This is a genomic window from Aminobacter sp. AP02, from assembly GCF_003148805.1.
Lineage (GTDB): Bacteria > Pseudomonadota > Alphaproteobacteria > Rhizobiales > Rhizobiaceae > Aminobacter.
In genome coordinates, this window is record NZ_QGGX01000005.1 from 87,340 (window position 1) to 112,472 (window position 25,133).

The window sequence follows — 25,133 nt, forward strand, 5'->3', positions numbered from 1 at the left end:
CCGCTCAGTTCAGGACGAAGTCGACCAGCAGCTTGATGTTGAGGGCGGCGATCACCACCGCGATCAGCATGGCGAAGGCGATGAGCCAGCGCGGAGCGACGAGCGGCCCCATCTTTTCCTTGCTCGCGGTGAAGATGACCAGCGGGAAGACGGCGAAGGACAGCTGAAGGCTGAGCACGACCTGGGTCAAGATCAACAGCTTCGCCGTGCCGCTGTCGCCGTACCAGATGGTGACGGCGGCAGCCGGCACGATGGCGATCGCGCGGGTGACGAGGCGGCGCAGCCACGGCGGCAGCTTGATATGCAGAAAACCCTCCATCACGATCTGCCCCGCGAGCGTTGCCGTGACTGTCGAATTGATGCCGCAGCAAAGCAGCGCGATGCCGAAAAGGGTTGGGGCGATGGCAAGGCCGAGAAGCGGCGCCAAGAGCGAATGCGCCTCGCCGATCTCGACGACCTCCGTGCGGCCGGTGCTGTAGAAGGTGGACGCGGCGAGGATCAGGATCGAGGCGTTGATCATCAGGGCGAACATCAACGCGATGGTCGAATCCCAGGTGGCGAATTTGAGCGCCTGGCGTTTTTCCACCAAGGTGTCGCCATAGGCCCGCGTCTGGACGATGCCCGAATGCAGATAGAGATTGTGCGGCATCACCGTGGCGCCAAGGATGCCAAGCGCGAGATAGAGCATTTCGGGGTTGGTGACGATCTCGGTGGTGGGGGCGAAGCCGGTGATGACGGCGCCCCAATCGGGGTCGGCGAGCGCGACCTGGATGGCGAAGCAGACGGCGATGACCCCGAGCAAGGTGATGATGAGGGCTTCGACCCAGCGAAAGCCGAGCTTTTGCAGGTAGAGGATCAGGAAGACGTCGAGCGCTGTGATGATGACGCCGATCTCAAGGGGGATGCCGAAGATGAGATTGAGGCCGATCGCCGTGCCGATGACTTCGGCGATGTCGGTGGCGATGATGGCGATTTCGGCCAGGAACCACAAGGCATAGGCAACCGGGCGGGGAAAGGCGTCGCGGCAGGCTTGGGCCAGATCGCGCCCCGAACCGATGGCAAGCCGGGCGCAGAGCGATTGCAGCACGATCGCCATGATGTTGGAGACCAGTGCGACGACGAGCAAGGTGTAGCCGAACTTCGAGCCGCCGGCGATGGAGGTCGCCCAGTTGCCCGGATCCATGTAGCCGACGGCGACGAGGTAGCCGGGGCCGACGAAGGCGGCGGCCCTGCGCCAGCTCGACCCGCTGGCAGTCACGGGAATTGATCGATGGACTTCCGAAAGCGACCCTTCGCCCCTGGCGGTCCGCCAGCCTTCGGTTTCGTCGGCGGGCCGGGTGTAGGAGTCCACGGGTGCCTCTTCAGTCGCAGTTGCAAGTCATTTGCAACAATACCGAAAGCAACGGATTTGGCAAGCCCCCTGGATGCGGGTTCGCAGGGCGCGCCGGGAAACGTTTAGGCAACAGCCGGCCGAAACACGCTGTGGCGTTGATGGCGTCCGCGTTCGCCTTTGCAAGGAACAAGTGCTGCCGGCTCGCGTTAGCCTGAGCGCCGAATGGTCGGCTCCGAGGAGAAATGAACGATGGCCATCACACAAGCTCCGACTCCAAAGGGAAAAGAAGCCGCCAAAGGCCTCAGGCGGGCGGCGGCCAGGGAAGAGCGCAAGGTCGAGGCCAAGACCGGCCGCGACTTCAAGAAGGGCGAAAAGCGCTTCGAGGAACGCTCCAAAAGCTCCGACGGCAAGAGCGCCGGCGCCAAGCAGAAGAGCTGAGCTGGCGCGCAATCACGACAGCATGACACTGCCAAAAACCCTGTGACTTGCTGCTGACGTTGGGCTAATTGTCACAGTGAGCGGAGCCGACCCGCCGCGACATGGAACATCAAGGATACGCATATGCGCTGGAGAGGCCGTCGCCAGAGTGACAATGTCGAGGATGCTCGCAACGATGGCGGCGGTGGCCTTGGCGGCGGGCTTGGCGGTGGCGGACGCCTGCCGATGGGGCCGCGCATCTCGACCGGCGGTGGCGGGCTTTCTGGTATCATCATCCTTGTGGTGCTGTTTTTCGCGCTGCGCGCGTGCGGCATCGATCCGATGCAGATCCTGTCTGGTGGCGACGAAGGTTCGCTGCCCGGCGGCGGTCAGGTGACCCAGGGCGGCGCACCCGCCAATGACGAGATGACCCAGTTCGTCTCGACGGTGCTGGCCGAGACCGAGGACACCTGGAACGGCATCTTCCAGGCCGAAGGACTGAAATACGAAGAACCCAAGCTTTTGCTGTTTTCCGGCCAGGTAAAATCGGCTTGCGGCTACGCCTCGGCGGCCTCAGGTCCGTTCTATTGCCCCAGTGACCGCAAGGTTTACCTGGATACGGCCTTCTTCAACCAGCTGTCCAAGCAGTTCGGGGCGTCAGGCGATTTCGCCGAGGCGTATGTCATTGCCCACGAGGTCGGCCACCATGTCCAGAACCTGACCGGCATCCTGCCCAAGTTCAACCAGATGCGGCAGCGCATGAGCGAGGCGGATGCCAATGCCATGTCGGTGCGCGTCGAGCTGCAGGCCGATTGCTTCGCCGGTATCTGGGGCTACTACACCGACCAGAAGGGGCTGCTCGAACAGGGCGACATTGAAGAAGCGCTGAATGCCGCCCAGCAGATCGGCGACGATACGTTGCAAAAGCGCATGCAGGGCTATGTCGTGCCGGAAAGCTTCAACCATGGCACGTCGGCGCAGCGCCAGCGCTGGTTCGCCGCCGGCCTCAAGAGCGGCAAGCTCTCCGACTGCGACACGTTCAACAATCCGATCTAAGGCACAGAACGGTCAGCATGGCCAGCGAGCGACGCATCGAACTTGTGCCGGGTGGCCCGTCGCTTTCGCGGCTGGTGTTTGGCGCCTGGCGCCTGCTGGACGGCCAAAAGCCAAGCGCTGACGCCGTGGCGAAGCTCATCTACACAGCGATCGATCTCGGCCTGACCAGCTTCGACCACGCCGACATCTATGGAGGCTACGAGGTCGAGGAAGCCTTTGGCGCCGGGCTCGCCCGCTTCAAGGGCAGGCGCGACAGCATCGAGCTGATCAGCAAATGCGGAATCATGCTGAAGTCGGCCAATCGCCCGGAGAACCGGCTGAAGCACTACGACACCGGTGCCGGCCATATCGTTGCGTCGGTCGAGCGTTCGCTCAAGAACCTGGGCACGGATTATCTCGACCTTCTGCTGATCCACCGGCCTGATCCGCTGATGGATGCCGACGAAACGGCGGCCGCGTTCGAACGGCTGGTGGCGGATGGCAAGGTGCGCGCGGTCGGCGTGTCGAACTTCACGCCGCAGCAGTTCGACCTGTTGGCGTCGCGGCTGCCATTTCACCTCGTCACCAACCAGATCGAGCATTCGGTTCTGGAAACCTCGGCACTGACCGATGGCCGCTTCGACCACGCGCAGAGGCTGCGCTACGCGCCGATGATCTGGTCGCCGCTCGGTGGCGGCTCGCTGTTCACCGGCGACGGCGCGCGCGAGCACAAGGTGCGCGCCGCACTGACGCTTGTCGCGGCCGAGGCCGGTGTCCATGACATCGCAACGGTCGCCATAGCCTGGCTGCTGCGGCATCCGGCGCGGCTTGTGCCGGTGCTCGGCACGATGAAGCCGGAGCGGTTGGCGCAGCTCGTGCGCGCGGTCGACGTGACGCTCGACCGCCAGCAATGGTTCTCGATCCTCGAAGCGAGCGAGGGCAGGGCGGTCCCGTAACCGCGCTGCCATGTGACGCATCAGACATTTGATGTGTTCACGAATTGTTCCTGATCTTTGCCGCTGATACAAGCGACGTTCCGCACTGCCCCCGGCGGTTCGATGCCTCGCTGCCGTCCCGGCAGCGGTGGTCAACATGCTGCGACAGCTTGAAGTCGCGCCGGCATCGCCGATGCGCGACGTTGTGCCAGGCGGGTTCGACATGGTTGGCGAGAAGATTGCCAAAGGAGGCCTTGCGCTCGTCTTCACGACGCTGCTGCTCGACGTCATCGGCTTCGGCATCATCATGCCGGTGCTGCCTTCCTTCCTGCAGATGGCTCAAGACAAACGTCACGCGTGAAATGCAGGATCTGGAGCGCGTCAGGCTTGAGGTCGGCAAACCATGACAATGCACGGGCAAGCCGAAGCATATTGTCGTTGGTCGGCGAAGCGTGAATGTCGGAAACCTGCGCTACGATCATCAGCTGCCTCTATCTGACCCTTTGCATATGTACCGAAACTTAAGAACTACGCGACACGACGCCTCGCCGTAGTGAAGGCTCACCGATGCCTTCAACCACGATACGAATGATGTGTTTGATTTCGTCCTTGTTAAGCTGCCCGCCGGCGAGAGCCGAAAGCATCGCCTGCCCATAAATTCCAAGCAGGATGAGCGCCATGAAATTGGGGGCATCGTCCTTACGGATCACACCCTGCCTTTGGCCCAGCATGAGAATATCCCCGACAAGCCGCTGAAATGATGGACGGCCGGGAGGCGGTTCAAATGATGGCCGTTCGGCAGGTGCAAGGGCCAGCTTCGCAAGCGAGGGATTTGCCAAGCACCACGCCGCGCTGTCGAGAAAGACGTCTTCGAGCAGGCGCAAGGCGTCTTCACCGTCCGCCATGCGATCCCGATAGGGCGCATCATTTGCTTCCACGCGGGCGATGAGCTGCAAGGCGATGTCATCTTTCGAAGCGAACAGGTTGTAGACCGTCTTGCGGGTCAAACCCGCCCGCCTCGCGATTTCCTCGACGGACGTGGCTGCAAATCCCTTCTCCCCAAACGCCGCGTGGGCGGCATCGAGGATGAGAATTCGGGACCGTTCGGTTCGCTTCGGTGTTGTCATTTCTATACAGTGGTATAAATTTACACGCATGTAAACGTTTGTGAGGCGATGGCAATGCTAACGGAGTTCGGCCCCAATATCTGGATTGCGGACGGGCCAACGGTCGCGGCAGCGGCCGGTTTTCATTACCCCACTCGCATGGTCGTCATGAGAATGGTCAATGGCGAACTGGTCCTTTGGTCGCCAACGGCGCTCACGGACGATCTTCGTGCCGAGGTCGAGACGTTAGGGGCGGTCCGGCATCTGCTCCCTCCCAATTCCCTCCATCATACATTCCTTGGCGACTGGCAGCGGGCGTATCCTGGGGCCACGGCCTATGCGCCGCCCGGGCTGCGGGAGAAGCGCCTTGATATCAGGTTCGATGCTGACTTCACCGACAGCCCGATCGCGGCATGGGCAGGGGAGATTGATCATGCGGTCATGTGGGGCAACCGGATCACAACGGAAGTCGTTTTCTTTCACCGCCGGAGCGGGACCGCGATCTTCACCGATCTGATTCAGCAATTCCCGCGCGGGTGGTTCAAGGGCTGGCGGGCAATGGTTGCGCGACTGGACCTGATGACGGCCGCCGAACCTGCGGTGCCACGAAAATTTCGGGTTGCCTTCACAGACCGACCCGCCGCGCGTGAATCTCTCCGGCGTATTCTGGCATGGCCTACGGAAAAGGTGATCATGGCCCACGGCCCGCCGATCACAGATGACGGGCAAGCGTTCCTGCGTCGGGCGTTTCGCTGGTTAGCTGACTAGGGACGGATTCCACGAGATGCCGAGAAAAGGCAGAATCTCACAACAGATTTGGCCATTTGGGCGTCCGCGGCGCGAACTGTTCGACTGCCTCTGCCTTCATCGCAGACGTGTCGACCGATGAGAACCGGGCCAAGAATTTCGGCTTTGGCGCGGGCGAGTTCGGGCCGCGCGCCTGGTTCACCGGACCGTGCGCGCCGATTACATTCGCCGGTGCACGCTTGCCGTGGATTGGCGTGTTCCTGGCGCTGTCGTTGCTGGTGCTAGTGTTGACGGTCGAAAGGCCTTCAACAATGCAGGAACACACTGCCACGACGCCGGCATAGGAGCGGGCGCATGTCGTATCGTCAGACCAAGCGTCAGCAGCGGTGTTCGGCCGGCGCTCTACGCTTCCACAAAGCATACGCCTACCGATGTCGGCGAATGCCAGCACACGCGTGCCGTGCGTTTTGCTGCTTCGCCGGAGATAGCCAGGCTGAACTCGGGTGGCACACCCGTGGTATCGCCAAAATCCAACCTTGCACCATTTTGGGACTGGTTGCGGACGATGCCCTCAAACGAGCAATAGCCGCCATAAAATGAGAGCTTGGCGCCCTTCAGCGTGCGGTGACGGCCTTCCTTGCGCTGTTCGACCGGCTCGCCAGTATTGAGATCTATCACATATGCCATGAACTACCCCCGCTTCACTAACATTGCCCAGGTGACCAAGCAGGAAATGTGCCACCATCAAAGACGAGCGCATGACACCGGTGTAGCAGGCCAGGCATAGTGGTTGGTGTTGCTCGTCGTCTCTACTTGGTACCCTTGCGATTGGTGTCGCCATTGAATGAGCGGTCACTTCAATCATACCAATCCGGCCTTTCGACAGACTGGCCTAAAGGACGGCGAGCATGCAGACTGAACCGTTGTCGCCGGGTGCCAGTCACGGTCATCGATTCGAGGCGAATGTAGGGGTGAGGAGAGCCATCTTGGTTGGCGGATTTGTCGAGCATGTAGAGCAGGGGATCTGATGGCGCCGGTATATGTCGATCCCAACAAGGTCCGCGAATTCGAGGATGCCGCGCAGTTCTACGACTGGCTGGGCCGGCATCATGACAGCCAAGATGAGGTCTGGATCAAGATCCACAAGGTGGGAACCGGGCTCAAGTCGATCACGCCGAAGGAGGCCATCGACGTCGTGCTGTGCTGGGGCTGGATCGACGGGGTGCGCAAGGGGCTAGACGACAGGAGCTTCTTGCAGCGCTATTCGCCGCGCGGCAAGAAGGGCACTTGGAGCCAGATCAATGTCGACAACGTGGCGCGGCTTGTCACCGAAGGCCGGATGACCGAGCACGGCCTCACGCATGTGGAGGCGGCCAAGGCCGACGGGCGCTGGGAGCGCGCCTACAAGAGCGGCAAGGACATGAAGATCCCGCCAGATCTCCAGGCCGCGATCGACGCCGAGCCCGAAGCGAGGGAAATGCTTGGCAAACTCAGCGCGCAGAACCGTTTCGCTCTCGCCTTCCGCACCCACAACATGAAGACGGAAGCGGGACGCAAGAAGAAGATCGAAACCTTCGTCGCGATGCTCAAGCGGGGAGAGACCATCTATCCGCAGGGTACGGCGCGCCCGAACCGTCAGGCCGGTCGGACGAAAGCTTGATCGGGTTCGTGCAGCTGAATTGAAGGTGGCCGCGGCCTCGGGGCTTGCACCCAATAAAAAGGAGGCCCCGTTGGCGGGGCCTCCTTGCATTGTCCGTCTGCCGTTTGGCCTCAGCGTTCGGCGAGCGCCGGTTCACCCTGGCGGGCACGGATGAGGTTGGCGAAGCGGCGGAAGAGATAGTGCGAGTCCTGCGGGCCGGGCGAGGCCTCCGGATGGTGCTGGACCGAAAACACCGGGCGGCCGGTGAGGGCGATGCCGCAATTGGAACCGTCGAACAGCGAGACGTGGGTTTCTTCGACGCCTTCGGGCAGCGAGTCGGAATCGACAGCGAAGCCGTGGTTCATCGACACGATCTCGACCTTGCCGGTGGTGTGGTCCTTGACCGGATGGTTGGCGCCGTGATGGCCCTGGTGCATCTTGGCCGTCTTGCCGCCAAGTGCCAGCGCCAGCATCTGGTGGCCGAGGCAGATGCCGAAGAGCGGCAGTTCCGATTTCAGCAGGTCCTTGATGACGGGTACCGAGTACTCGCCGGTCGCGGCGGGGTCGCCGGGGCCGTTGGACAGGAAGATGCCGTCCGGCTTCATCGCCAGGATGTCTTCGGCCGAGGTCTTGGCCGGAACGACCGTCACCTTGGCGCCGAGGCCGGCGAGCAGGCGCAGGATGTTGCGCTTGACGCCGTAGTCGATGGCCACGACGTGCATGGTTTCTTCAGTGCGCTCGCTATAGCCTTCGTTCCACACCCAGGGCGTCTCGCTCCAGGACGACGACTGGCCCGAGGTGACGTCCTTGGCGAGGTCGAGGCCGACGAGGCCCGACCAGGCGCGGGCCTGGGCCTTGAGGTTTTCGATGTCGAACTTGCCGTCGGGCGCATGCGCGATGACGGCGTTGGGCATGCCTTTTTCGCGGATCAGCGCGGTCAGCGCGCGGGTGTCGACACCCGACATGGCGACGATGCCGCGGCGCTTGAGCCACTGGTCGAGGTGACCTGCGGCGCGATAGCTCGACGGGTTGGTGACGTCGGCCTTGAACACCGCACCGACCGCGCCGAAGCGGGCCGCCGGGTTCAGGTCCTCGATGTCTTCATCGTTGGTGCCGATGTTGCCGATATGCGGGAAGGTGAAGGTGACGATCTGGCTGGCATAGGATGGGTCGGTCAGGACCTCCTGGTAGCCGGTCAGTGCCGTGTTGAAGCAGACTTCGGCGACGGCTGCGCCGGTGGCGCCGAGGCCTCGGCCTGTGATGACCGTGCCGTCGGCCAGAACCAGAACGGCGGTCGGCACTTCGGTTGCCCAGGGGGCGGTCTCTGCGGCCATGGCGATGCTCCTGCGTAACGGGTGCCGCGACTTGAAAAATGGCTGGCAAGGGGCCATATCGCGCAGCGAAAAGCACGGACGACCACCGTCAGGCGGGCCCCGTGCACAAAACAAACAAGTCCTTGCAAGGCGCGGACAATAAGCGAAGGCCGGCGGGTGGTCAATGACCGCGCCGGAATTCGCGGCTAATTATTTTTCCTAGCAAAAACAGGAAGTTGGCCATTGTCATTCGGTTTGCCACTGTGGCAGGTCGGCGCTATTGTTTGCGACACGTTCAGGAGTAACGGCCATGCGCGAGACACTCGCCGAGGCACTGAAGACTGCATTGAAGACCGGCGACAAGCGCCGCACCTCGACGTTGAGGCTGATCCAGGCCGCGATCCAGGACCGCGACATCGCCCATCGCGGTGCCGGCAAGGACCCTGTCACCGATGAGGAAATCCTGCAGATCCTGACCAAGATGGTCAAGCAGCGCCAGGAATCGGCCAAGGCCTTCGAAGAGGGTGCAAGGCTCGAACTGGCGGCCCAGGAGCGCGACGAAATCGCCATCATCTCCGACTTCCTGCCCAAGCAGATGGAAGACGGAGCGGTGCGCGACGCTGCGCAGAAGGTGATCACGGAGGTTGGCGCCGATGGGCTGCGCGACATGGGGCGCTGCATGAACGCGCTCAAGGAGCGTTATCCCGGCCAGATGGATTTCGGCAAGGCAAGCGGCATCGTCAAGGAACTGCTGCAGTAGGTTCGACGGTCTCGACCCGTATCGACAAGAAGGACGCCCCGCCTGCCATGCAGCGCGGGGCGTTTGTTTTGGCAACTCAGGCGGCGCGGCGGAGCCTGACGGGCGTCTTGTCGCGGAGCCCCCAGATGTGACCGAACGGATCGAACACCGTGGCACCACGGCGGCCGTCGGTCGCGACCTCAAGCTTTCCTCTCGGTATGGCGCCAGCATCGATCGCCCGCTTCACGGCTGATTCGGTATTGGCGACCTCAAGAGTGAAGACCGCGCTGACCGCGCCATTGGCCTTGGGAAAGAAAGGACCGCCCCGGTGCGGCTCCATTTCCCTGCGTGGATTGGCGCCGCCGACCTGAATGGCGACATCGCCGATCCGCAGATCGATTGAGATCGGAGCGCCCTCGAACAGGTAGACGCCGCCGCGAACGGCGCCAAAGGCGCGCTGGTAGAAGGCGGCCGCTTCTTCTTCGCGGCCGTGCTCGACAACTATCGATATGGCAAGCTCGGTCTTGGCGTCGGAGTTGGCCTTGAGGATGTTCCAGCTGTCGTGGCCGAGCTGACGGGCGACGATCTCGAGACAGGCGCTGTGGCCGAGGTGGATGTCCTGCGCGGCCAAGCTGGCGCGCAGCTCCTTGGCCATGGATTTCACGCGATCAAGCGATGGCATGGGAGGTCCCCTTGAAGCGGGTGACATCAACGTCAGTGCTCGCATTGCCGACGGTCACCCGTGAGGGAAAACCAGAATTTGTGGTGCATTCACCAATCCCGAGAGGAGCGAGCGGCAGGCTGCACGGCCTTGCTGGAGTGTTGCCAGCATCGCCGATTCGCGCAAGTCGGGGCTCACCCCTCCGGCAGCCGGTGGCGCACGATAGCTGCGTGGAAGCGTGCGCCGTGGATCAGGGCGGCGTCGTTGAAGTCGAATGACGGATTGTGCAGCGGTGCGGAGCTTTCGCCATTGCCGATATAGGCAAAGCAGCCCGGAACATGGTCGAGGAAGCGGGCGAAATCCTCGGAGGCGGTGACGATCTCGCCTTTGCCTTTGACCGCACCGGGGGCGAACACCGAAGTGGCGGCATCGACCGCGGCGGCCGTCGCATCGACATCGTTGACCAGCGGCACGAACTCCCTGGTGTAGGTCACCTCGACCGTGCAGTTGTAGGTCAGCGCCGTGCCTTCGGCGATGATGCGCATCTGCTTTTCGATCGCGGCGCTGACCTCGGGCCTGAAGCTTCTGGCGTCGCCCAGGATGCGGGCGAAGCCGGGCAGGGCGTTGCGGGTGCCGTCGGTGATGAGTTCGGTGACCGAGACCACCGATATGTCTGCCGGGCTCAACCGGCGCGAAACGATGGTCTGCAGGTTGGTCACGACGGCACAGGCGGCGACCAACACCTCGCGGCCAAGATGCGGGCGCGCGGCATGGCCGCCAACGCCGCGCAGCACGATCTCGAAATTGTCTTCCGCCGACATGATCGGGCCGGGGCGGGTCTCGAAATGACCGAGCGGCAGCCCGGGCATGTTGTGCAGGCCAAAAATCTCGTCGAAGGGAAAGCGCGTCATGAGGCCGTCATCGAGCATGGCGAGCGCGCCCTTGCCCCATTCCTCCGCCGGCTGGAAGATGAAGCGCACGGTGCCGTCGAAACCGCCCTCGCTGGCGAGCATCCTGGCGGCGCCCAAAAGCATCGCGGTGTGGCCGTCATGGCCGCAGGCATGCATGACGCCGGGATTTTGCGAGACATGGCCGTGGCTTGCCTGTTCGGTGATGCGCAAGGCGTCCATGTCGGCACGCAGCGCGATGGCGCGGTTTCCCGAACCGCGCCTAAGCGTGGCGACGACGCCGGTTCCGCCGACACCCTCGACGACCTCGTCGAGGCCGAACGCCCTGAGCTGGGTCGCGACGAAGGCTGCGGTGCGTTTTTCCTCGAAGCCGAATTCGGGATGCGCGTGCAGGTCGCGCCGCCATGCGGTCATCTCGGCGATGAGGGCTTCCTGGTCGAGCGCGGCCATGTGCTGATCCCTTTGTTGGAGGGGCAGCCTCACTCAGATCATTGTTGGCAGGCAAGGCCAATCGCTGGGGCCAGCGGTCAAGGTCCCGGATAAGCTGCGCTGCGCTTTTCCGGGATTACAATCTGCGCAAGCGGCTGCAATCAGCTCGCCTTGAGACGCGAGCCTCTGAGCAGGCCCTGTTCCTCGAGCACCGGATAGGCCATCGAAGCGAGCAGAGAGTTGATCTGCTTGAGGTCGCGGATGGTGTCGAGATGGATCGACGAGGTCTCGACGCTCTTGATGGTGCCGTCGCGCAGGCGAAGGAAATGGCGCTGGCTGGTTTCCTTCTCTATGTCGCGCAGCCGGTCCTTTTCCAACACCAGTTGCCGGGCCGTCTGGGCATCGCGCGATACGAGCACGTTGAAGGCGAGCCGCGCATTGGCCATGACGACGGCGTGGAAGCTTGAAAGCTCGCGCCAGCCTTCAGGGGTGAATTCCAGGCCGCGGTCGAGCTTCTTTTGCACATGGGCAAGCATGTTTCGCACGATGATGTCGCCGACCTGCTCGAGCTTGACGCAGGCGCCGAGCAGTTCCTGGCAACGCAGCGCCTCGTCCTCGGTCATCGGCCTGATTGTGGCCTTGGCGAGGTAGAGCTTGATCGCGGCGTGCTTGCGGTCGACCCGGTCGTCGAGCAAGGCCAGCGCCTTGATCTTGTCGGCGTCGGGCTTTTCGTAAAGCTCGATGATGCGCTGGAGCATGATCTCGACCGTTTCGCAAACACGCACCGTTTCGCGCGTTGCGTTGGCGAGCGCCTGCGAGGGCGTGTCGAGGGCGGCTTCGTTGAGGGCGCTGAGTTCGGCGACCGCCATGTCCTGGGCCGGATCCGCCTTGGTGCCAAGGGCGACGATCTTTTCCGAAGCGCTGTAGACTAGTTTTGCCAGCGGGATGCCGGCGACCAGGATCAGGCAGTTGAACAGGATATGGGCGTTGATGATCTGGTCGGGAACCGTCGAGCCGAGGAGTGCCGTCGACGGCTTGATCCACAAGAAAGCGACCAGCATGACCAGCGAGCCGGCGCCACGCATCAGGAGGTTGCCGATGGGCACGACGCGCACGGCCGGCTCGGCGTTGCGGGTTAGCAACGGTGCGATGATCGAACTGCCAAGATTGACGCCAAGCACCAGAACAATGCCGAGTTCCGGTGGAACGAAGCCACGGCCGGCAAGGGCCACGATCAAAAGCACGGCTGCGATCGAGGAGTGGAACAGCCAGGTGACGACGGCTGCGAGCAGGTAGGCGGTAATGGGATCGCCGGCGAAATAGTCGACGATGACAGGCAGGAGCTTGCTTTCGCGCAACGGCTCCGACGCCTGGCCGACCATTTCCAGCGACAGGATGAGGAGACCGACGCCGACCAGGATACGACCGGTCTGCTGCCAGCTGCGGCGGTCGGTGGCCAAGAACATGGTCGTGCCGGCGACGAGGCACAGCGGCACCAAAAGCGACAGGTCGAAGGTCAGGATCTTGATGACCAGGGCCGAGCCGATTTCGGCGCCGCGCACGGCGAGCTGGCCGGCAATGCCGCTGACTATGCCGGCACCGGCAAAGGAACCAACGAGCAGCGTGACGGCGGTGGAACTCTGGAAAGCGATCGCGAGGGCCGTGCCCGCAAGCACGGCCAGGATCGGATTGCGCATGGTGTTGCGCAGCTTGTGGCGCAGGACGTCGCCATAGGCGCGCTCGACGCCGGTGCGCACCATTCGGGTGGCGAACAGCAAAAGGGCGACCGCACCGGCGAGGTGGAGGAGGACGACAGAACCGCTCATCGTGCGCACCAAACGGGGGTGCACCGAAGGATGCTCGAGGTGGCGACCGCGATGGTCCGGGCGCGCATGCGAATCACTGTCATGGCCATGCCGATTAGATTAGCCGGATAATATTTTTCGTCCATATTGCACACGTGTGCACTGCCCGCAAGATGCGCGGTCGGTAATATATGCCGGTACATATGGAAGGGGATTGGCAAAGCCACTGGCTTCGCTGCGACTTTTGGGCGGCGCAATCGAAATGTTTGCGAGGGAAGGGCTGTGAACAGTGGGGATGGTTGCCGAAGGCTTACGCCTCAACTGGCCTTTTTGTTTTTCTTGGTTTCGATCATAAAGTGGCGCAGCACGGCATTGATGCGGGTCTGATAGCCCTTGCCTGTGTCTTTGAAGAAGTCGACCACATCCTGGTCGAGGCGGATCGAAATAGCCTGCTTGGGAAGGGGGTAGACCGCGACCGCATTCGACCAGTCGATGTCGATGGTGTCAGCCCAGTCGGGATCGATGCGCATCGCTGCTTCGATCTCGGCGTCGGTCATGGCATCGACGCGCGCCCAGTCGCTCTGGCCTTCGCCAGATGCTATTTTCTTGCGGATCTCATCCGCCGAATATTTGACGATATGTTGCTTGCTCATTTTTCCGTGCCGGCCTTACCGAAATGATGCGGCACACGCTGCCGCGCATCGTATAGACCACTGCAATAATGCGTTTGGATGCATGGCAAATGGCTAGTGTTCGCACCTCGTCATTCCTGTTCGAGGGCTGTTCCAAATGCGGTAGTAGAAGCGCGTTTGCCGCGTCGACGAAGTCGGTGTGTCTGTCCTTGAGTGTCCTTAGGCGTTTTTCCTCGTCCCATTCGAAGTCGGAGATTTCGACTCTTTCAACGAATTGCATTTAGAGGTTCCTAACCGATGGGACGGGCGATTGGACATTCGGAACTCCTTTCAATTGCTCACAATAGAGCGCAACTGCATTCTGTATATACAGTTGTATTCCGGATTCGGCAAGCTGTGAACAGTGGGCATGGCGGTGAATAGGAGTCGTGTCGAAAGGAACGAGCGCCTATATCTGGATGAAACAAGCAGGACCCGATGCGCTTCTCAGATGGATTTTTGAGCGAGATACGCGACCGCGTGCCGATTTCGGCTGTGGTCGGCTTGCGCGTGACCTGGGACCGCAGGAAATCCAACACCCAGCGCGGCGATTTTTGGGCGTGCTGTCCGTTCCACGGCGAAAAGTCGCCGTCGTTTCACTGCGAGGACCGCAAGGGCCGCTACCACTGTTTCGGCTGTGGCGTTTCGGGCGACCACTTCCGCTTCCTGACCGAGCTTGATGGCCTGAGCTTTCGTGAAGCGGTCGAGCGCATCGCCGAGATGGCCGGCGTGCCGATGCCGGCGCGCGATGCCCAGGAAGAGCGGCGCGAGCGCGAGCGCGCCTCGCTGCACGACGTCATGGAACTGGCGACCGGGTTCTTCGAGGACCGGCTGCAGACTTCAGACGGTGCGAGGGCGCGTGCCTATCTGCGCGATCGCGGGCTCACTCCGGCGACGCAGCAGCAGTTCCGGCTAGGCTTTGCCCCTGACAGCCGCAATGCGCTGAAGGAGTTCCTTGCCTCCAAGGGCATCGAGAAAGCACAGATGGAAGCCTGCGGGCTGACAGTCTTCGAGGACGTGCCGGTTTCCTACGACCGTTTCCGCGACCGCATCATGTTTCCGATTCCCGACGCGCGCGGCCGCATCATCGCCTTTGGCGGACGCGCCATGTCGGCGGAGGTTTCGGCCAAGTATCTCAATTCGCCGGAAACGGAGCTCTTCCACAAGGGCAACGTGCTTTACAATTTCGCCCGTGCCCGCAAAGCGCTGCAAAAGGGCGGGGCGGTGATCGCGGTCGAAGGCTACATGGACGTGATCGCGCTCGCCCAAGCCGGGTTCGACAATGTCGTGGCGCCGCTCGGCACCGCGCTGACCGAAAACCAGCTCGAACTGTTGTGGCGCATGTCGGGCGAGCCGGTGTTGTGCTTCGACGGCGACAAGGCGGGTCTGAAGGCAGCGTACCGGGCTGCGGACATGGTGTTGCCGCTGGTCGCGCCAGGGCACACCGCGCGTTTTGCGCTGCTGCCCGAGGGCAAGGATCCCGACGACCTGGTCAGGGCCGAGGGGCCGGAGGCATTCCGTACGGTTCTTTCGGCCGCGCGGCCGTTGTCCGACCTGATCTGGATGCGCGAGACGTCGCACGGCATCTTTGAAACACCCGAACGGCGAGCGGAACTCGAAAAGACACTGCGCGAACTGACCGGCAGGATCAAGGACGAGAGTGTTCGCTACCACTACCAGCAGGAAATGCGCGAACGGGTGCTGAATTACTTCGGCAATCAGCGCGGCCGCCAGCAAGGGCAGGGCGGCGGTGGCAAGGGCTCGTTCAACAAGGGCGGCGAGCGCGGCCATTGGAACAAGGGCGGCGCGGGCGCCAAAGCCGGCCGGCTAGTTTTCACTGACAGCCTTACACGATCTGCAATGGTAAAGCGCGGTGGCGGAACAATGCTGGTGCGCGAGGCTGCCCTCGTGGTGGCGCTGGTCAATCACCCCTCGTTGATCGACGAGAATTTCGAATATGTCGAACGGCTTGAACTCAATCACGACGAGCTCAAGCAACTGCATTCGGTGCTGATTGACGCCATGGCGCATGGCCAGGCCAATACGCGCGAGGCGGTGGTGGCAGCGATCGAACGTGCCGCCTGTGCCGAGATGTGGGGGCGGGCCGTGGCAGTGGCGCGGCGCGCCCGGCAATGGACGGCTCTAGAAGACGCGGCGATCGAGGATGCCCGCGACGCCTTCGCGCAGGCGTTGCACTTGCACCGCAGCGCCCGCACCTTACATAAGGAACTGAAACAGGCCGAAGCCGCGCTGGCTTCAGAAACTACCGACGAAAACTACCGACATCTGGTGGAAATTCAGGCGCAGTTTCACGATGTGCAGGCTACCGAAGCGCTTATCGAAGGCTTCGGGGTGTCGTCGGGTCGAAGCGGTCGTAACTGACGCTGCGTGCCGATTATCCCGTATTTGATTCGCTTTTTTGGTGCGAATCATGCGAGAGGCGCTTGACCTTCCGGCGGAATGACGGAATCAGGTCGATTCGAGAAGTTAATCGGCGGCCGGGCCGCCAGTCGTGTCGATGGCCTGAAAATGCGGATTGGGGCGCTTGTCACTGGACAGGAAGATATTCCGCCACAGATATCACGGTTAATCTGGACTTAACACAGGTACAGCTACTGGCAGTTCAGGCGCAGGTTCGATGAGCGCATCTGATTTGCACTGTCCAAGAGTTTAAGCGGCTGACGGGCCGCCTGGAGAAAGCGAAGAATGGCGACAAAAGAAAAGGAAGAGGTCGAGACCGAACGCGAAGGCGCCCCAGACGGACCTTTGCTCGACCTTTCCGATGACGCTGTCAAGAAGATGATCAAGGTCGCGAAGAAGCGCGGCTATGTCACTATGGACGAGCTGAATTCGGTGCTGCCCTCGGAGGAAGTGACCTCCGAACAGATCGAAGACACCATGTCGATGCTTTCCGATATGGGCATCAACGTGGTCGAGGACGACGAGCAGGGCGAAGAGGCGGAAGCCAGCGAAGGCGACGCCGAGGAAGATGCCAACGAGCTTGCCGAACAGACCGGCACGGCCGTTGCAGCCACCACGACCAAGAAAGAGCCGACCGACCGCACCGACGATCCCGTGCGCATGTATCTGCGCGAAATGGGGTCGGTGGAGCTTCTGTCGCGTGAGGGCGAAATCGCCATCGCCAAGCGCATCGAGGCCGGCCGCGAGACCATGATCGCCGGTCTGTGCGAAAGCCCGCTGACCTTCCAGGCCATCATCATCTGGCGCGACGAGCTCAACGAAGCCAAGATCCTGCTGCGCGAGATCATCGATCTCGAGGCGACCTATGCCGGCCCCGAGGCCAAGCAGGCGCCGATCGTCGAGCGTGTCGATGAAAGCGCCAAGCCAAAGACCGACGAAAAGCCGCGCCGCGGCGGCCGCGACGAAGAAGACGACATCACCAATGTGGGTGGCGACACCCGCGGCGAGGATGACGAGGAAGAAGACGACGAGGCAAGCCTGTCGCTGGCTGCCATGGAAGCGGAACTGCGTCCGCAGGTCATGGAAACCCTCGACGTCATCGCCGACACCTACAAGAAGCTGCGCAAGCTGCAGGACCAGCAGGTCGAGAACCGTCTCGCCGCTGCCGGCACGCTGTCGCCGAGCCAGGACCGTCGCCTCAAGGAGCTGAAGGACCAGCTCATCACGGCGGTGAAGTCGCTGTCGCTCAACAACGCCCGCATCGAAGCGCTTGTCGAGCAGCTCTACGACATCAACAAGCGCCTGGTGCAGAACGAAGGCAAGCTCTTGCGTCTCGCCGAAAGCTACGGCGTGCGCCGCGAGGAGTTCCTGCGCGAGTACCAGGGTTCGGAACTCGATCCGAACTGGACGCGCTCGATCGCCAACCTGTCCAGCCGTGGCTGGAAGGAGTTCACCAAGAACGAGAAGGACGCCATCCGCGACCTGCGCGCCGAAATCCAGAACCTCGCCACCGAGACGGCGATCTCGATCCTGGAATTCCGCAAGATCGTCAATCAGGTGCAGAAGGGCGAGCGCGAAGCAGCGATGGCCAAGAAGGAGATGGTGGAAGCCAACCTCCGTCTCGTCATCTCGATCGCCAAGAAATACACCAACCGCGGCCTGCAGTTCCTCGATCTGATCCAGGAAGGCAACATCGGCCTGATGAAGGCGGTGGACAAGTTCGAGTATCGTCGCGGCTACAAGTTCTCGACCTATGCGACATGGTGGATCCGGCAGGCGATCACGCGTTCGATCGCCGACCAGGCCCGTACCATCCGCATTCCGGTGCACATGATCGAGACGATCAACAAGATCGTCCGCACATCGCGCCAGATGCTGCACGAGATCGGCCGCGAGCCGACGCCGGAAGAACTGGCCGAAAAGCTCGCCATGCCGCTCGAAAAAGTACGCAAGGTGCTGAAGATCGCCAAGGAGCCAATCTCGCTCGAAACGCCTGTCGGCGACGAGGAGGATTCGCACCTCGGGGATTTCATCGAAGACAAGATGGCGATCCTGCCAATCGACGCGGCGATCCAGGCCAACCTGCGCGAGACGACCACGCGCGTGCTGGCTTCGCTCACCCCGCGCGAGGAACGTGTGCTGCGCATGCGCTTCGGCATCGGCATGAACACCGACCACACGCTCGAAGAGGTCGGCCAGCAGTTCTCGGTCACCCGCGAACGTATTCGCCAAATCGAGGCCAAGGCGCTGCGCAAGCTCAAGCACCCGAGCCGCTCGCGCAAGCTGCGCTCGTTCCTCGACAGCTGATCTGTTCGGCATCGTTCAAAAAAGCCCGGCTCCACAGCCGGGCTTTTTTGTTCGGGCTAGTCCGCCGGATCGCCGGCGGCGAGGTTGTATTCAGCCCATCTGCCCTTGGGGATCTCGTCGCCGACGCTGAACTCGAAAGCTGCGACAGCCCCGTCGGCAACGTCGCAATTGAACGTCACGCCGAACCAGCGCTGCCCGGCCCGGAACGCGCCGCCCTTCGCATGGATGGAGCCGCCTTCGATCCGCAGGTTGGCGGTTGCATAGGGGGCCACCAGATCGGGACGAAGTTCGGCCTTCCACCGATGGATCTGCTCCATGGCTTCTATATTGCAAAGCTGGATGGCCCGCTCGTCGGGTGCGAAGGTTGCGAGCGCTTGCCTGGCGCTGCGGCTGCGCGGGTCGGCGAGCACCTTTGCCGCGTAGAAGCCGCGTGCCTTGACCATTGCCGGGCGTTGGACGGCGGAGGCCGCGGGGCCCGGCGTGGTTGCGGCACCGTCGGCAGGCGGGGCGACAGGAGCCACGGGTCGGGATGGTGACTGGACGTTCGTCGGTTCGGGCGCGGGCTCGACTAGTTCGATCGGTACCGCCGCCTCGGCCGGCACCTTGAACGTGTGCGGCCGTGGCAACAGCAGGATGGCCGCCAGCAGCAGGGCATGCAGGGCCAGGGAGGCGAGCCAGCTGGGCTCCAGTTTCACGGCAGGCGTCATGCGACCGGCTTTCAGATGCAGCCGGTTGGTTCGCCTGTCACTATGGCGCCATTGCGGCGGCGGGCATCAGCCCGTCGGCTAGCGGGCTATCTCGGCGTGGCCGGGAAGACCGTCTAGGCGCTCCTGGTCGGGTCGCCCACATCGGCGTTCAACCCTACCGCCTCCCGGACGAGCCGTTCGGCAAGTGCCTTGTCCACCGTGTCTCCCTCATGGAACGTCATTGTGGCCAGCTCGTACTTGCCGCCTGTTTTCAGCCGCGGCTCGATCCCGCGCAGCCGCCTGCCACGCCAGAAGCCGAAGAGCACGCGGGCGTCTTCCGCACGGATGAGCAGGACCGGGCCGTTGGAAAAGCAGACGATGTGGCCCCATTTGATGCGCGCCTCGGGGTCGCCTCCGGCGCGAGCTGCTTCATACAACGCCTTGACGATCTCGCGGCGCCAGCCGTCAAGAGCGTCGACATAGGCCTGCGGGCTCTCCGCCGGAACGTGCTTGCGCATCATCTTGCTGTCTTCCCCTGCGCCGAAAGCGTATCCCGTTCTTGTCCGACACGCCACGCTCGCCACGGCGCAGCTTTCCGGAAGGCATGCCGAGCACCGAGCCGTTCGCACGAGCCCAGAAGCTTCCTCGACAGGTGAGGATGGTTTAAAAAGCCGGGGCAAACCCGGGCATGTTTGTTGAGGTGGGTGTGATACGACAGCTTGTGAAAACTGCGATGGGCCTTGGCGCACTTACATTCGTGCTGATCGGTGCCGCCGCAGCTCCAGTCCAAAAGCCCATCGGCATGGCCAATCCGGCATCGGTTTATTGCGGCAATATCGGCGGCCGTTCCGAGATCACCAAGGACAGCGCCGGCAACGCGGTGGGCTATTGCCACCAGCCTGATGGACGCGTCTGCGAGGAATGGGCGCTGTTCCGCGACAAGCAATGCGTGGCGCCGAAAGAGTGATCAAGCTCAAAAGAGGCCGGGCACAAGACGCCAGCTGCGGCTGACATAGGCGTCGTACTCTGCGCCGAAATGGGTACGCAACAAGCGTTCCTCCGACGCGATGCGTGCGAGCAGGGGCAGGACCGTCAGCGCGGTCAGGACAAGGCCCGCACCGGAGCGGAAGACGAGCGCCCAGCCCAGCGAATTGACCAACAGACCGAGGTAGCTGGGATTGCGGATGACGGAATAGATGCCCGTCGTGACCAGCCTGTGTCCCGGCTGGATGGCGACCAACCCGCTGAAGCGGTTGCCGAGCACAAAAACCGGCCAAAGCCTGAGCACACCGCCGGCAGCAAACAGGATGACGCCGATCCACCGGACGGTGTCGCCGCCGATGGTCCAAAAGCCGATGCGGTCGGTATAGGCCGGCAAGAAGGCGTTGAGCAGGCCGATCACCCCGAAGGCTGCGAGCACCCAGCGATTGGAACGGTCTTCGTGCTCGCCGGAACTGAGGTTTGCGCCGCTGAAGAGCGCAACAACAAGCAAGACGACAGTGAGGATAGCGGCTGCGGTTCGCGCCGGATTGGAGAAGTAGGCAACAGTGCCTCCCGCGCCGAGGATGGTGAGGCCCAGGCTGACCAGCGTGCCTGCGACGGCAATCAGGACGATTCTCGGGGCAGGGATCATGGCGGCCTCCGTTTCCAGAGCCACCAGCTATAGCAGAGATCACGCAGCGGCGATGCGCGTGCACGGGAGGATTGGCCCTCGCAACCGATGTCGCGAGGGCCAGGTGCTCACTTGCAGATGGTCGTCAACTGGCCGGCAACGAGCTCGTTGCCATTGAGTTTCAGAACTGAGCCGCCGCTCTGCGTCAGCGACGTGCCCGACCATGCGCCCTGGTCGGCCAGGCAGTCGAGCGGAGTGCCAACGACGGTGACGTCGCCGCGGATGTTCTCGGCTGGGCCGGAGAAATAGAGGCCGGCCTTGGATGCGTTTTCGACGCGCATGTTGCCGAAGTCGATGTTCTTTACCGGGCCGCCCAGGAAGGACCACTGGCTGCCATAGATGAATGCACCATAGGTGCCGGCATTGGTGACGGTGACGTCCTTGAAGCTTATGTCTGAAACCGGATTGAGGAAGATGCCGGCGTTTCGGGTGCCTTCGATATTCAGACCGTCGACACGCACATTGGTGGTGATGGCCTCCTCAGGCAATGTGCTGGAGGTGACGAGCATGAGCCCGTTGACGCCGCCCTTGAGGGTCATGTCCGTGATGGTGACATTGGAGGTGCCCTGAAGCACCACAAGGTCCATGTCGAGCCCCTGGGCGGAATTGTCGATGGTGACCTTGTTCATCTTCACGTCGTCGGCGGCAACCAGAAGGATGCCTTCTCGCCGCGATTTGCTGATCGTGACGTTGTCGATGACGATGCCGTTGGCCGAATTGGTGATGACAGGCGGCCAGCCGCTGTCGTCGATGCGGCTGCCGGCGAAGATGCCGTAGGTGACGCTGTCGATCACCGTGTCACGCACCACCAGTCCGCTGGTGCCGAGCGTGCTGATTGCCGCAAACGGCGCAAGGTTGGGCCGGCCTACCGCGAATTCGCAGTTGGTGTTGTTGTCGCAAATGTAGAGGTCTCGGATGGACGCGCCCGCGATTGTTGCGCCAGCCACGTTGTCGAGGCGGATACCGTCGCCGCCGGTCTTGGAGATGTCGACATTTCGTATCGAAAGGTTCGATGCGCCGTTGCTGGCAATGGCGGCAAGCCCGCCTGAAATGGCGAGGTTTGCGACTTCGCTGCCCGAGGCCATGCTGACGACGTTGGCTGCGGCGTTGGTGCCGGTCAGCGTCGCTGCTTGACCGTCGTTGCGGAAGGCGGCGGTAAATCGGCTGTTTGCACCGCGCACGGCGATTGTACCGCCGCCACCGAGCATGCGCTGGCCCGCGCCCAGTTGCAGCGTCTGGCCGACCGAGATGCTGCCATTGGCCAGTACAAGCGCATTGGTGCCGGCGGTGGTGAGCGCTGCGTTGATGGCCGTCGCATCCCCGGTCGCCGACGAAATCGAAACGACCTTGCCAACGCCCTTGCCGCCCTGGACGAACTCGGCCGCTTCGACATCACCTGTCGCGCCGGCATGCGTGCGCACGAAGTCGGCGCGCTCGACGCGCTGGTACATCGGGTCGAACGCCGCCTTGCCATTGCTGTTGCCGCCAAGCGGCACGCGCAGCCGCGCGGTGAGGCCGAACTCGGTGCGGTCCTCGTTGTCGTATGAAACCGAGGCGCCGAGTGCCAGCGTCGACCCGGAAACGCCGGGCAATCCGGCAAATGTCAGTTCAGCACGTGCCTTGACGCCGAGCGTGTCGTCGATGCCGTCGCCTTCATACCAGTAGCTGCCGCCGAAAACCTTCATCTGGGCTTTCATGTCTTCGGGGAAGATAGGAATGCGGACGCCCGCTTCGACATCCGCTCCGCCGCGCGCCTGCTCTTGTCCGGCGCGGAATTTGAGTTCGTTGCCTGAGATGAAGGCATGGCTGAGGCTTTCGATCTGCTTGGCGTCGGTCATCGGCAGATAGACGTTGGTGCGCGCCTCGAAGCTGTTGCCGATGGCTTCCGCGCCGAAGGACAGCTGATGGAATGTGTTGCCGCGTTCGCTGTTGAAGACATCGAGATAGCCATAGCCGCCCAGCAGCCAGCCGTTTTCGGTGCGATGGCGGTAGCCGGCGCCGAACGAGGCCTGCCGCGCCGAGCCTTCCACGAAACTGCCGCTGGCATCGAAGAACACGCCATCGCCGCTGTCGAGCAGGAAGGGCATGAAGATGCCGATACCACCGGTGCCTTGGCCGTAAGCGAGGTTGCCGTCGAGCTCGAGGATGGGCTGTTGCGCTTGCGCGAGCGCATGGGAGGACAGGGCGGTGCTGGAGACCAGCGCCGCTGTGAACAGGCTTGGGAATTTCATGATTGGTACTTGGGATTCCGTTTGAACGACGTCCGGGTACAATACATGATTAAAAGAGTCCAGTTATTGACGACCCTGGCCTGTGGACGGAATTTCTTTAATATTTCAATAAGATGTCTCTAATGGATCGCAAGCCATTGCGGACGCTGGGGTATGTCTAGGGGGATTGGAGGCCGACCCGGGCTGTGTGGTGCCGTGCGGCAATTTGGCAAACGGATGGGGAAGTCGAGGTGCTGCATGTTTTTCGTACGAAGGTGGCCGCCATGAAAGCCACCATCGCTAAAAAGCCGCGTTCATCATGCGTTCAAGACGCGACTTCTAAAAGTCGACCGGCATAACGAACCAAGGACATATGCAGTGCCAATCGCCCACACTCTTACGATGCGGACGGCCATCGCATCCATTTGCATCGGCAGCCTCGCTGCACTGGTATCCACGCTCACGCCCAGCCCGGCCTCGGCGCAGCGGCTGATCCGTTGCGCGTCGGAAGGCGGAACATGCCGGCTGCCTTTTCCGGCCGAAGTCGTCTACGGCGCGCAGGGCATGACCACCTCGCGCTTCATCGACGGGCCGGCGGTCCGCTGCTCAAACCGCGTGTTCGGCGACCCGGCACCGGGCCTTCGCAAGGAGTGCTACGTGGTGCAGCGCGGCAGGGGTGGCTACGACGACGGCGAATATGGCGAACCTCGCCGCAAAAGGTGGGTTGTTTGCGCGAACGAGAACCAATTCTGCGACTTCTATGGCCGCAAGCGCGTCCGCTATGGGACGATCGGGCAGTATGAGGAAGGTGTTTTTCGCGATGGCGTCGATTGCGACAACGATACTTTCGGAGATCCGGTGCCCGGAACCCGCAAGCGTTGCTATGTCCAGGACTGAGCCTGCCGGCCGCAAGCCCGGCGGAACTTCGACGGAGGCGCCTCGCGGCGCCTCCGTTTTCGTTTGCGTCAGGCGTCAACCCGATCCGGCACATACATCGCCAGGAACTCGGGGGTTGGCGGAATCTGCGTGATGACGTCGATCAGCACACCGTTGGGATCCCTGGTGATGAAGTGGCGTTGGCCGAAGTCTTCGTCGCGCAGCGACCGCAGGATTGGCAGGCCCTCCGCGACAAGCCGCTCATGCACGGTATCGACATCCTTGACCTCGAAATTGATCAGCAGGCCGGCAACCCGTCCGCGTCCCTCTTCGGGGATGGTCTCGTGGTCGCCCTGGACGATGGCGAGATCGACGCGCTTGTCTTCCGTCGATCGCAGATGGACATACCAGCCGGCGTCAAACTCATACGCGAAGCGGAAGTGCTTGACATAGAAAGCGGCGGTACCGGCAACGTCGCCGGTCATCAGAACGGGATAGTAGCTGGTCGTTTTCATGGCTTTCCTTTGCTCCTCAATTAACATACAGTCTGCATGCAAATGTGAAATAACATACAGGCTGCATGTATGCAAGAGAGAAACCTGCGCCGCTCCAACCGAGACCGCACCGAGGCGACGCGTGGCGATCTGATCGCGGCCGCCAGAAAGCTGTTCACCGAAAAATCCTATGCCGAAACGGGAACGCCCGAGATCGTGGCGGCGGCAGGGGTGACGCGCGGCGCGCTGTATCACCACTTCGCCGACAAGCAGGCGCTGTTTGAGGCCGTGGTCGAGCAGGAGGCCAACGCCGTCGCCGAAGAAGTCGAACGCGCCGCGCCAGTGGCACTCGGCGCACGCGAAGCGCTCCTGGCCGGCACCGAAGCGTATCTCCGGGCGATGCAGGTTGCCGGGCGGACGCGTCTGCTGCTGCTCGACGGCCCGGCGGTGCTCGGCCGCACCGGCATGGACGCCGTCGACGATCGCCATGGTAACCGCACTTTGCGCGAGGGCCTTGCGACGACAATGCGTGCTGGGGCCATGCGCAAGCTGCCGCTTGATGCACTCACCGGCCTGCTTGCGGCCACCTTCGACCGCGCGGCACTGGCGGTCGACGCAGGCGCGCCTTTTGACGACCAACTCGCGGTGATTGCCGCACTCATCGACGGGCTGATGAAGCAGTCGCCGCAGCCTGCGTAAGCGATTTCGCCTCGCCAGATCCTTTTGATC

The 25,133-nt window shown here is 62.5% G+C and carries 27 protein-coding genes; 13 read left to right on the forward strand and 14 right to left on the reverse strand.

Features of this window, described 5'->3' with window-relative positions:
- Positions 1–4: 4 nt before the first annotated feature.
- The gene (locus tag C8K44_RS07770; protein WP_109575207.1) at positions 5–1,351 is read right to left on the reverse strand and encodes an Nramp family divalent metal transporter; all 1,347 of its coding nucleotides are present in this window, start codon (positions 1,349–1,351) and stop codon (positions 5–7) included.
- Positions 1,352–1,582: 231 nt separating this feature from the next.
- On the opposite strand from C8K44_RS07770, the gene C8K44_RS07775 reads away from it, so the two are divergent.
- The 4 genes from C8K44_RS07775 to C8K44_RS27465 all read left to right on the forward strand — a co-directional run bounded on the left by C8K44_RS07775 (position 1,583) and on the right by C8K44_RS27465 (position 4,081).
- Positions 1,583–1,771 carry a hypothetical protein gene (locus tag C8K44_RS07775; protein WP_109575208.1) on the forward strand — a complete coding sequence of 63 codons (189 nt, stop codon included), beginning with the start codon at positions 1,583–1,585 and terminating at the stop codon, positions 1,769–1,771.
- 123 nt (positions 1,772–1,894) lie between these two features.
- Positions 1,895–2,806, forward strand: a complete 912-nt coding sequence (locus C8K44_RS07780) for a neutral zinc metallopeptidase (RefSeq protein WP_109575209.1) — start codon at positions 1,895–1,897, stop codon at positions 2,804–2,806.
- A gap of 17 nt (positions 2,807–2,823) precedes the next feature.
- Complete coding sequence (locus tag C8K44_RS07785; RefSeq protein WP_109575210.1) at positions 2,824–3,741, forward strand: aldo/keto reductase; 918 nt, start codon at positions 2,824–2,826, stop codon at positions 3,739–3,741.
- 136 nt (positions 3,742–3,877) lie between these two features.
- Positions 3,878–4,081, forward strand: a complete 204-nt coding sequence (locus C8K44_RS27465; protein WP_158282719.1) for a hypothetical protein — start codon at positions 3,878–3,880, stop codon at positions 4,079–4,081.
- A 160-nt stretch (positions 4,082–4,241) separates the two neighbouring features.
- On the opposite strand, the gene C8K44_RS07795 is transcribed toward C8K44_RS27465, so the two are convergent.
- Positions 4,242–4,847 (reverse strand): TetR/AcrR family transcriptional regulator, encoded by a 606-nt coding sequence (locus tag C8K44_RS07795; RefSeq protein ID WP_109575212.1) that lies wholly within the window; start codon positions 4,845–4,847, stop codon positions 4,242–4,244.
- Positions 4,848–4,901: 54 nt separating this feature from the next.
- Here C8K44_RS07795 and C8K44_RS07800 point away from each other — a divergent pair, with 54 nt between their 5' ends.
- Positions 4,902–5,594, forward strand: a complete 693-nt coding sequence (locus C8K44_RS07800; RefSeq protein WP_109575416.1) for a DUF4336 domain-containing protein — start codon at positions 4,902–4,904, stop codon at positions 5,592–5,594.
- A 56-nt stretch (positions 5,595–5,650) separates the two neighbouring features.
- Complete coding sequence (locus C8K44_RS27470; RefSeq protein WP_109575213.1) at positions 5,651–5,917, forward strand: hypothetical protein; 267 nt, start codon at positions 5,651–5,653, stop codon at positions 5,915–5,917.
- A gap of 58 nt (positions 5,918–5,975) precedes the next feature.
- On the opposite strand, the gene C8K44_RS07810 is transcribed toward C8K44_RS27470, so the two are convergent.
- Positions 5,976–6,260: a hypothetical protein gene (locus C8K44_RS07810; RefSeq protein ID WP_109575214.1), complete on the reverse strand. Its 285-nt coding sequence runs from the start codon at positions 6,258–6,260 to the stop codon at positions 5,976–5,978.
- A gap of 340 nt (positions 6,261–6,600) precedes the next feature.
- Here C8K44_RS07810 and C8K44_RS07815 point away from each other — a divergent pair, with 340 nt between their 5' ends.
- Positions 6,601–7,233 (forward strand): YdeI/OmpD-associated family protein, encoded by a 633-nt coding sequence (locus tag C8K44_RS07815; RefSeq protein ID WP_109575215.1) that lies wholly within the window; start codon positions 6,601–6,603, stop codon positions 7,231–7,233.
- Between the two features lie 110 nt (positions 7,234–7,343).
- Here the strand turns inward: C8K44_RS07815 and carA are convergent, their stop codons facing one another.
- The gene (gene carA / locus C8K44_RS07820) at positions 7,344–8,546 is read right to left on the reverse strand and encodes a glutamine-hydrolyzing carbamoyl-phosphate synthase small subunit (protein ID WP_109575216.1); all 1,203 of its coding nucleotides are present in this window, start codon (positions 8,544–8,546) and stop codon (positions 7,344–7,346) included.
- Between the two features lie 289 nt (positions 8,547–8,835).
- On the opposite strand from carA, the gene C8K44_RS07825 reads away from it, so the two are divergent.
- Positions 8,836–9,285 (forward strand): GatB/YqeY domain-containing protein, encoded by a 450-nt coding sequence (locus C8K44_RS07825; protein WP_109575217.1) that lies wholly within the window; start codon positions 8,836–8,838, stop codon positions 9,283–9,285.
- 76 nt (positions 9,286–9,361) lie between these two features.
- Here C8K44_RS07825 and C8K44_RS07830 read toward each other — a convergent pair whose 3' ends face one another.
- The 5 genes from C8K44_RS07830 to C8K44_RS07850 form a co-directional block, all read right to left on the reverse strand.
- Positions 9,362–9,946 carry a glyoxalase superfamily protein gene (locus tag C8K44_RS07830; protein WP_245417412.1) on the reverse strand — a complete coding sequence of 195 codons (585 nt, stop codon included), beginning with the start codon at positions 9,944–9,946 and terminating at the stop codon, positions 9,362–9,364.
- Between the two features lie 173 nt (positions 9,947–10,119).
- Positions 10,120–11,283, reverse strand: coding sequence for an amidohydrolase (locus tag C8K44_RS07835; protein WP_109575218.1), 1,164 nt, complete (start codon positions 11,281–11,283; stop codon positions 10,120–10,122).
- Between the two features lie 140 nt (positions 11,284–11,423).
- Positions 11,424–13,088, reverse strand: a complete 1,665-nt coding sequence (locus C8K44_RS07840; protein ID WP_109575219.1) for a Na/Pi cotransporter family protein — start codon at positions 13,086–13,088, stop codon at positions 11,424–11,426.
- A 296-nt stretch (positions 13,089–13,384) separates the two neighbouring features.
- The gene (locus C8K44_RS07845; protein WP_109575220.1) at positions 13,385–13,720 is read right to left on the reverse strand and encodes a BrnA antitoxin family protein; all 336 of its coding nucleotides are present in this window, start codon (positions 13,718–13,720) and stop codon (positions 13,385–13,387) included.
- Positions 13,683–13,979 (reverse strand): BrnT family toxin, encoded by a 297-nt coding sequence (locus C8K44_RS07850; protein ID WP_109575221.1) that lies wholly within the window; start codon positions 13,977–13,979, stop codon positions 13,683–13,685. The genes C8K44_RS07845 and C8K44_RS07850 overlap by 38 nt, the downstream gene beginning before the upstream one ends.
- 197 nt (positions 13,980–14,176) lie before the next feature.
- On the opposite strand from C8K44_RS07850, the gene dnaG reads away from it, so the two are divergent.
- Together dnaG and rpoD are read left to right on the forward strand one after the other, a co-directional pair.
- A complete protein-coding gene (gene dnaG, locus C8K44_RS07855) occupies positions 14,177–16,120 on the forward strand; it encodes a DNA primase (RefSeq protein WP_109575222.1) in 1,944 nt (647 codons plus the stop codon).
- A 324-nt stretch (positions 16,121–16,444) separates the two neighbouring features.
- Complete coding sequence (gene rpoD, locus C8K44_RS07860) at positions 16,445–18,466, forward strand: RNA polymerase sigma factor RpoD (RefSeq protein ID WP_109575223.1); 2,022 nt, start codon at positions 16,445–16,447, stop codon at positions 18,464–18,466.
- A 56-nt stretch (positions 18,467–18,522) separates the two neighbouring features.
- Here the strand turns inward: rpoD and C8K44_RS27890 are convergent, their stop codons facing one another.
- Together C8K44_RS27890 and C8K44_RS07870 are read right to left on the reverse strand one after the other, a co-directional pair.
- Positions 18,523–19,173 carry a DUF930 domain-containing protein gene (locus C8K44_RS27890; RefSeq protein WP_245417413.1) on the reverse strand — a complete coding sequence of 217 codons (651 nt, stop codon included), beginning with the start codon at positions 19,171–19,173 and terminating at the stop codon, positions 18,523–18,525.
- 113 nt (positions 19,174–19,286) lie between these two features.
- Complete coding sequence (locus C8K44_RS07870; RefSeq protein WP_109575224.1) at positions 19,287–19,673, reverse strand: DUF1801 domain-containing protein; 387 nt, start codon at positions 19,671–19,673, stop codon at positions 19,287–19,289.
- 200 nt (positions 19,674–19,873) lie between these two features.
- Here C8K44_RS07870 and C8K44_RS07875 point away from each other — a divergent pair, with 200 nt between their 5' ends.
- On the forward strand, positions 19,874–20,119 hold the full coding sequence (locus C8K44_RS07875) for a DUF333 domain-containing protein (protein WP_245417414.1): 246 nt from the start codon (positions 19,874–19,876) through the stop codon (positions 20,117–20,119).
- 6 nt (positions 20,120–20,125) lie between these two features.
- Here C8K44_RS07875 and C8K44_RS07880 read toward each other — a convergent pair whose 3' ends face one another.
- Positions 20,126–20,785, reverse strand: a complete 660-nt coding sequence (locus C8K44_RS07880) for an isoprenylcysteine carboxylmethyltransferase family protein (RefSeq protein WP_109575419.1) — start codon at positions 20,783–20,785, stop codon at positions 20,126–20,128.
- A gap of 107 nt (positions 20,786–20,892) precedes the next feature.
- Positions 20,893–23,055, reverse strand: a complete 2,163-nt coding sequence (locus C8K44_RS07885; protein ID WP_109575226.1) for a right-handed parallel beta-helix repeat-containing protein — start codon at positions 23,053–23,055, stop codon at positions 20,893–20,895.
- Between the two features lie 543 nt (positions 23,056–23,598).
- On the opposite strand from C8K44_RS07885, the gene C8K44_RS07890 reads away from it, so the two are divergent.
- Positions 23,599–23,931 (forward strand): hypothetical protein, encoded by a 333-nt coding sequence (locus C8K44_RS07890; protein WP_245417415.1) that lies wholly within the window; start codon positions 23,599–23,601, stop codon positions 23,929–23,931.
- Between the two features lie 68 nt (positions 23,932–23,999).
- On the opposite strand, the gene C8K44_RS07895 is transcribed toward C8K44_RS07890, so the two are convergent.
- Complete coding sequence (locus tag C8K44_RS07895; RefSeq protein WP_109575228.1) at positions 24,000–24,425, reverse strand: VOC family protein; 426 nt, start codon at positions 24,423–24,425, stop codon at positions 24,000–24,002.
- Positions 24,426–24,494: 69 nt separating this feature from the next.
- Here C8K44_RS07895 and C8K44_RS07900 point away from each other — a divergent pair, with 69 nt between their 5' ends.
- A complete protein-coding gene (locus C8K44_RS07900) occupies positions 24,495–25,103 on the forward strand; it encodes a TetR/AcrR family transcriptional regulator (RefSeq protein WP_109575229.1) in 609 nt (202 codons plus the stop codon).
- The last annotated feature ends 30 nt before the right edge of the window (positions 25,104–25,133 follow it).

Excerpts from the sequence above, each read along its gene's own strand:
- C8K44_RS07775 (WP_109575208.1), top strand. The coding sequence starts at position 1,583 with ATGGCCATCACACAAGCTCCGACTCCAAAGGGAAAAGAAGCCGCCAAA.
- C8K44_RS07780 (WP_109575209.1), top strand. The coding sequence starts at position 1,895 with ATGCGCTGGAGAGGCCGTCGCCAGAGTGACAATGTCGAGGATGCTCGC.
- C8K44_RS07785 (WP_109575210.1), top strand. The coding sequence starts at position 2,824 with ATGGCCAGCGAGCGACGCATCGAACTTGTGCCGGGTGGCCCGTCGCTT.
- C8K44_RS27465 (WP_158282719.1), top strand. The coding sequence starts at position 3,878 with ATGCTGCGACAGCTTGAAGTCGCGCCGGCATCGCCGATGCGCGACGTT.
- C8K44_RS07795 (WP_109575212.1), bottom strand. The coding sequence starts at position 4,847 with ATGACAACACCGAAGCGAACCGAACGGTCCCGAATTCTCATCCTCGAT.
- C8K44_RS07800 (WP_109575416.1), top strand. The coding sequence starts at position 4,902 with ATGCTAACGGAGTTCGGCCCCAATATCTGGATTGCGGACGGGCCAACG.
- C8K44_RS07810 (WP_109575214.1), bottom strand. The coding sequence starts at position 6,260 with ATGGCATATGTGATAGATCTCAATACTGGCGAGCCGGTCGAACAGCGC.
- C8K44_RS07815 (WP_109575215.1), top strand. The coding sequence starts at position 6,601 with ATGGCGCCGGTATATGTCGATCCCAACAAGGTCCGCGAATTCGAGGAT.
- carA (WP_109575216.1), bottom strand. The coding sequence starts at position 8,546 with ATGGCCGCAGAGACCGCCCCCTGGGCAACCGAAGTGCCGACCGCCGTT.
- C8K44_RS07825 (WP_109575217.1), top strand. The coding sequence starts at position 8,836 with ATGCGCGAGACACTCGCCGAGGCACTGAAGACTGCATTGAAGACCGGC.
- C8K44_RS07830 (WP_245417412.1), bottom strand. The coding sequence starts at position 9,946 with ATGCCATCGCTTGATCGCGTGAAATCCATGGCCAAGGAGCTGCGCGCC.
- C8K44_RS07835 (WP_109575218.1), bottom strand. The coding sequence starts at position 11,283 with ATGGCCGCGCTCGACCAGGAAGCCCTCATCGCCGAGATGACCGCATGG.
- C8K44_RS07840 (WP_109575219.1), bottom strand. The coding sequence starts at position 13,088 with ATGAGCGGTTCTGTCGTCCTCCTCCACCTCGCCGGTGCGGTCGCCCTT.
- C8K44_RS07845 (WP_109575220.1), bottom strand. The coding sequence starts at position 13,720 with ATGAGCAAGCAACATATCGTCAAATATTCGGCGGATGAGATCCGCAAG.
- C8K44_RS07850 (WP_109575221.1), bottom strand. The coding sequence starts at position 13,979 with ATGCAATTCGTTGAAAGAGTCGAAATCTCCGACTTCGAATGGGACGAG.
- dnaG (WP_109575222.1), top strand. The coding sequence starts at position 14,177 with ATGCGCTTCTCAGATGGATTTTTGAGCGAGATACGCGACCGCGTGCCG.
- rpoD (WP_109575223.1), top strand. The coding sequence starts at position 16,445 with ATGGCGACAAAAGAAAAGGAAGAGGTCGAGACCGAACGCGAAGGCGCC.
- C8K44_RS27890 (WP_245417413.1), bottom strand. The coding sequence starts at position 19,173 with ATGACGCCTGCCGTGAAACTGGAGCCCAGCTGGCTCGCCTCCCTGGCC.
- C8K44_RS07870 (WP_109575224.1), bottom strand. The coding sequence starts at position 19,673 with ATGATGCGCAAGCACGTTCCGGCGGAGAGCCCGCAGGCCTATGTCGAC.
- C8K44_RS07880 (WP_109575419.1), bottom strand. The coding sequence starts at position 20,785 with ATGATCCCTGCCCCGAGAATCGTCCTGATTGCCGTCGCAGGCACGCTG.
- C8K44_RS07885 (WP_109575226.1), bottom strand. The coding sequence starts at position 23,055 with ATGAAATTCCCAAGCCTGTTCACAGCGGCGCTGGTCTCCAGCACCGCC.
- C8K44_RS07890 (WP_245417415.1), top strand. The coding sequence starts at position 23,599 with ATGACCACCTCGCGCTTCATCGACGGGCCGGCGGTCCGCTGCTCAAAC.
- C8K44_RS07895 (WP_109575228.1), bottom strand. The coding sequence starts at position 24,425 with ATGAAAACGACCAGCTACTATCCCGTTCTGATGACCGGCGACGTTGCC.
- C8K44_RS07900 (WP_109575229.1), top strand. The coding sequence starts at position 24,495 with ATGCAAGAGAGAAACCTGCGCCGCTCCAACCGAGACCGCACCGAGGCG.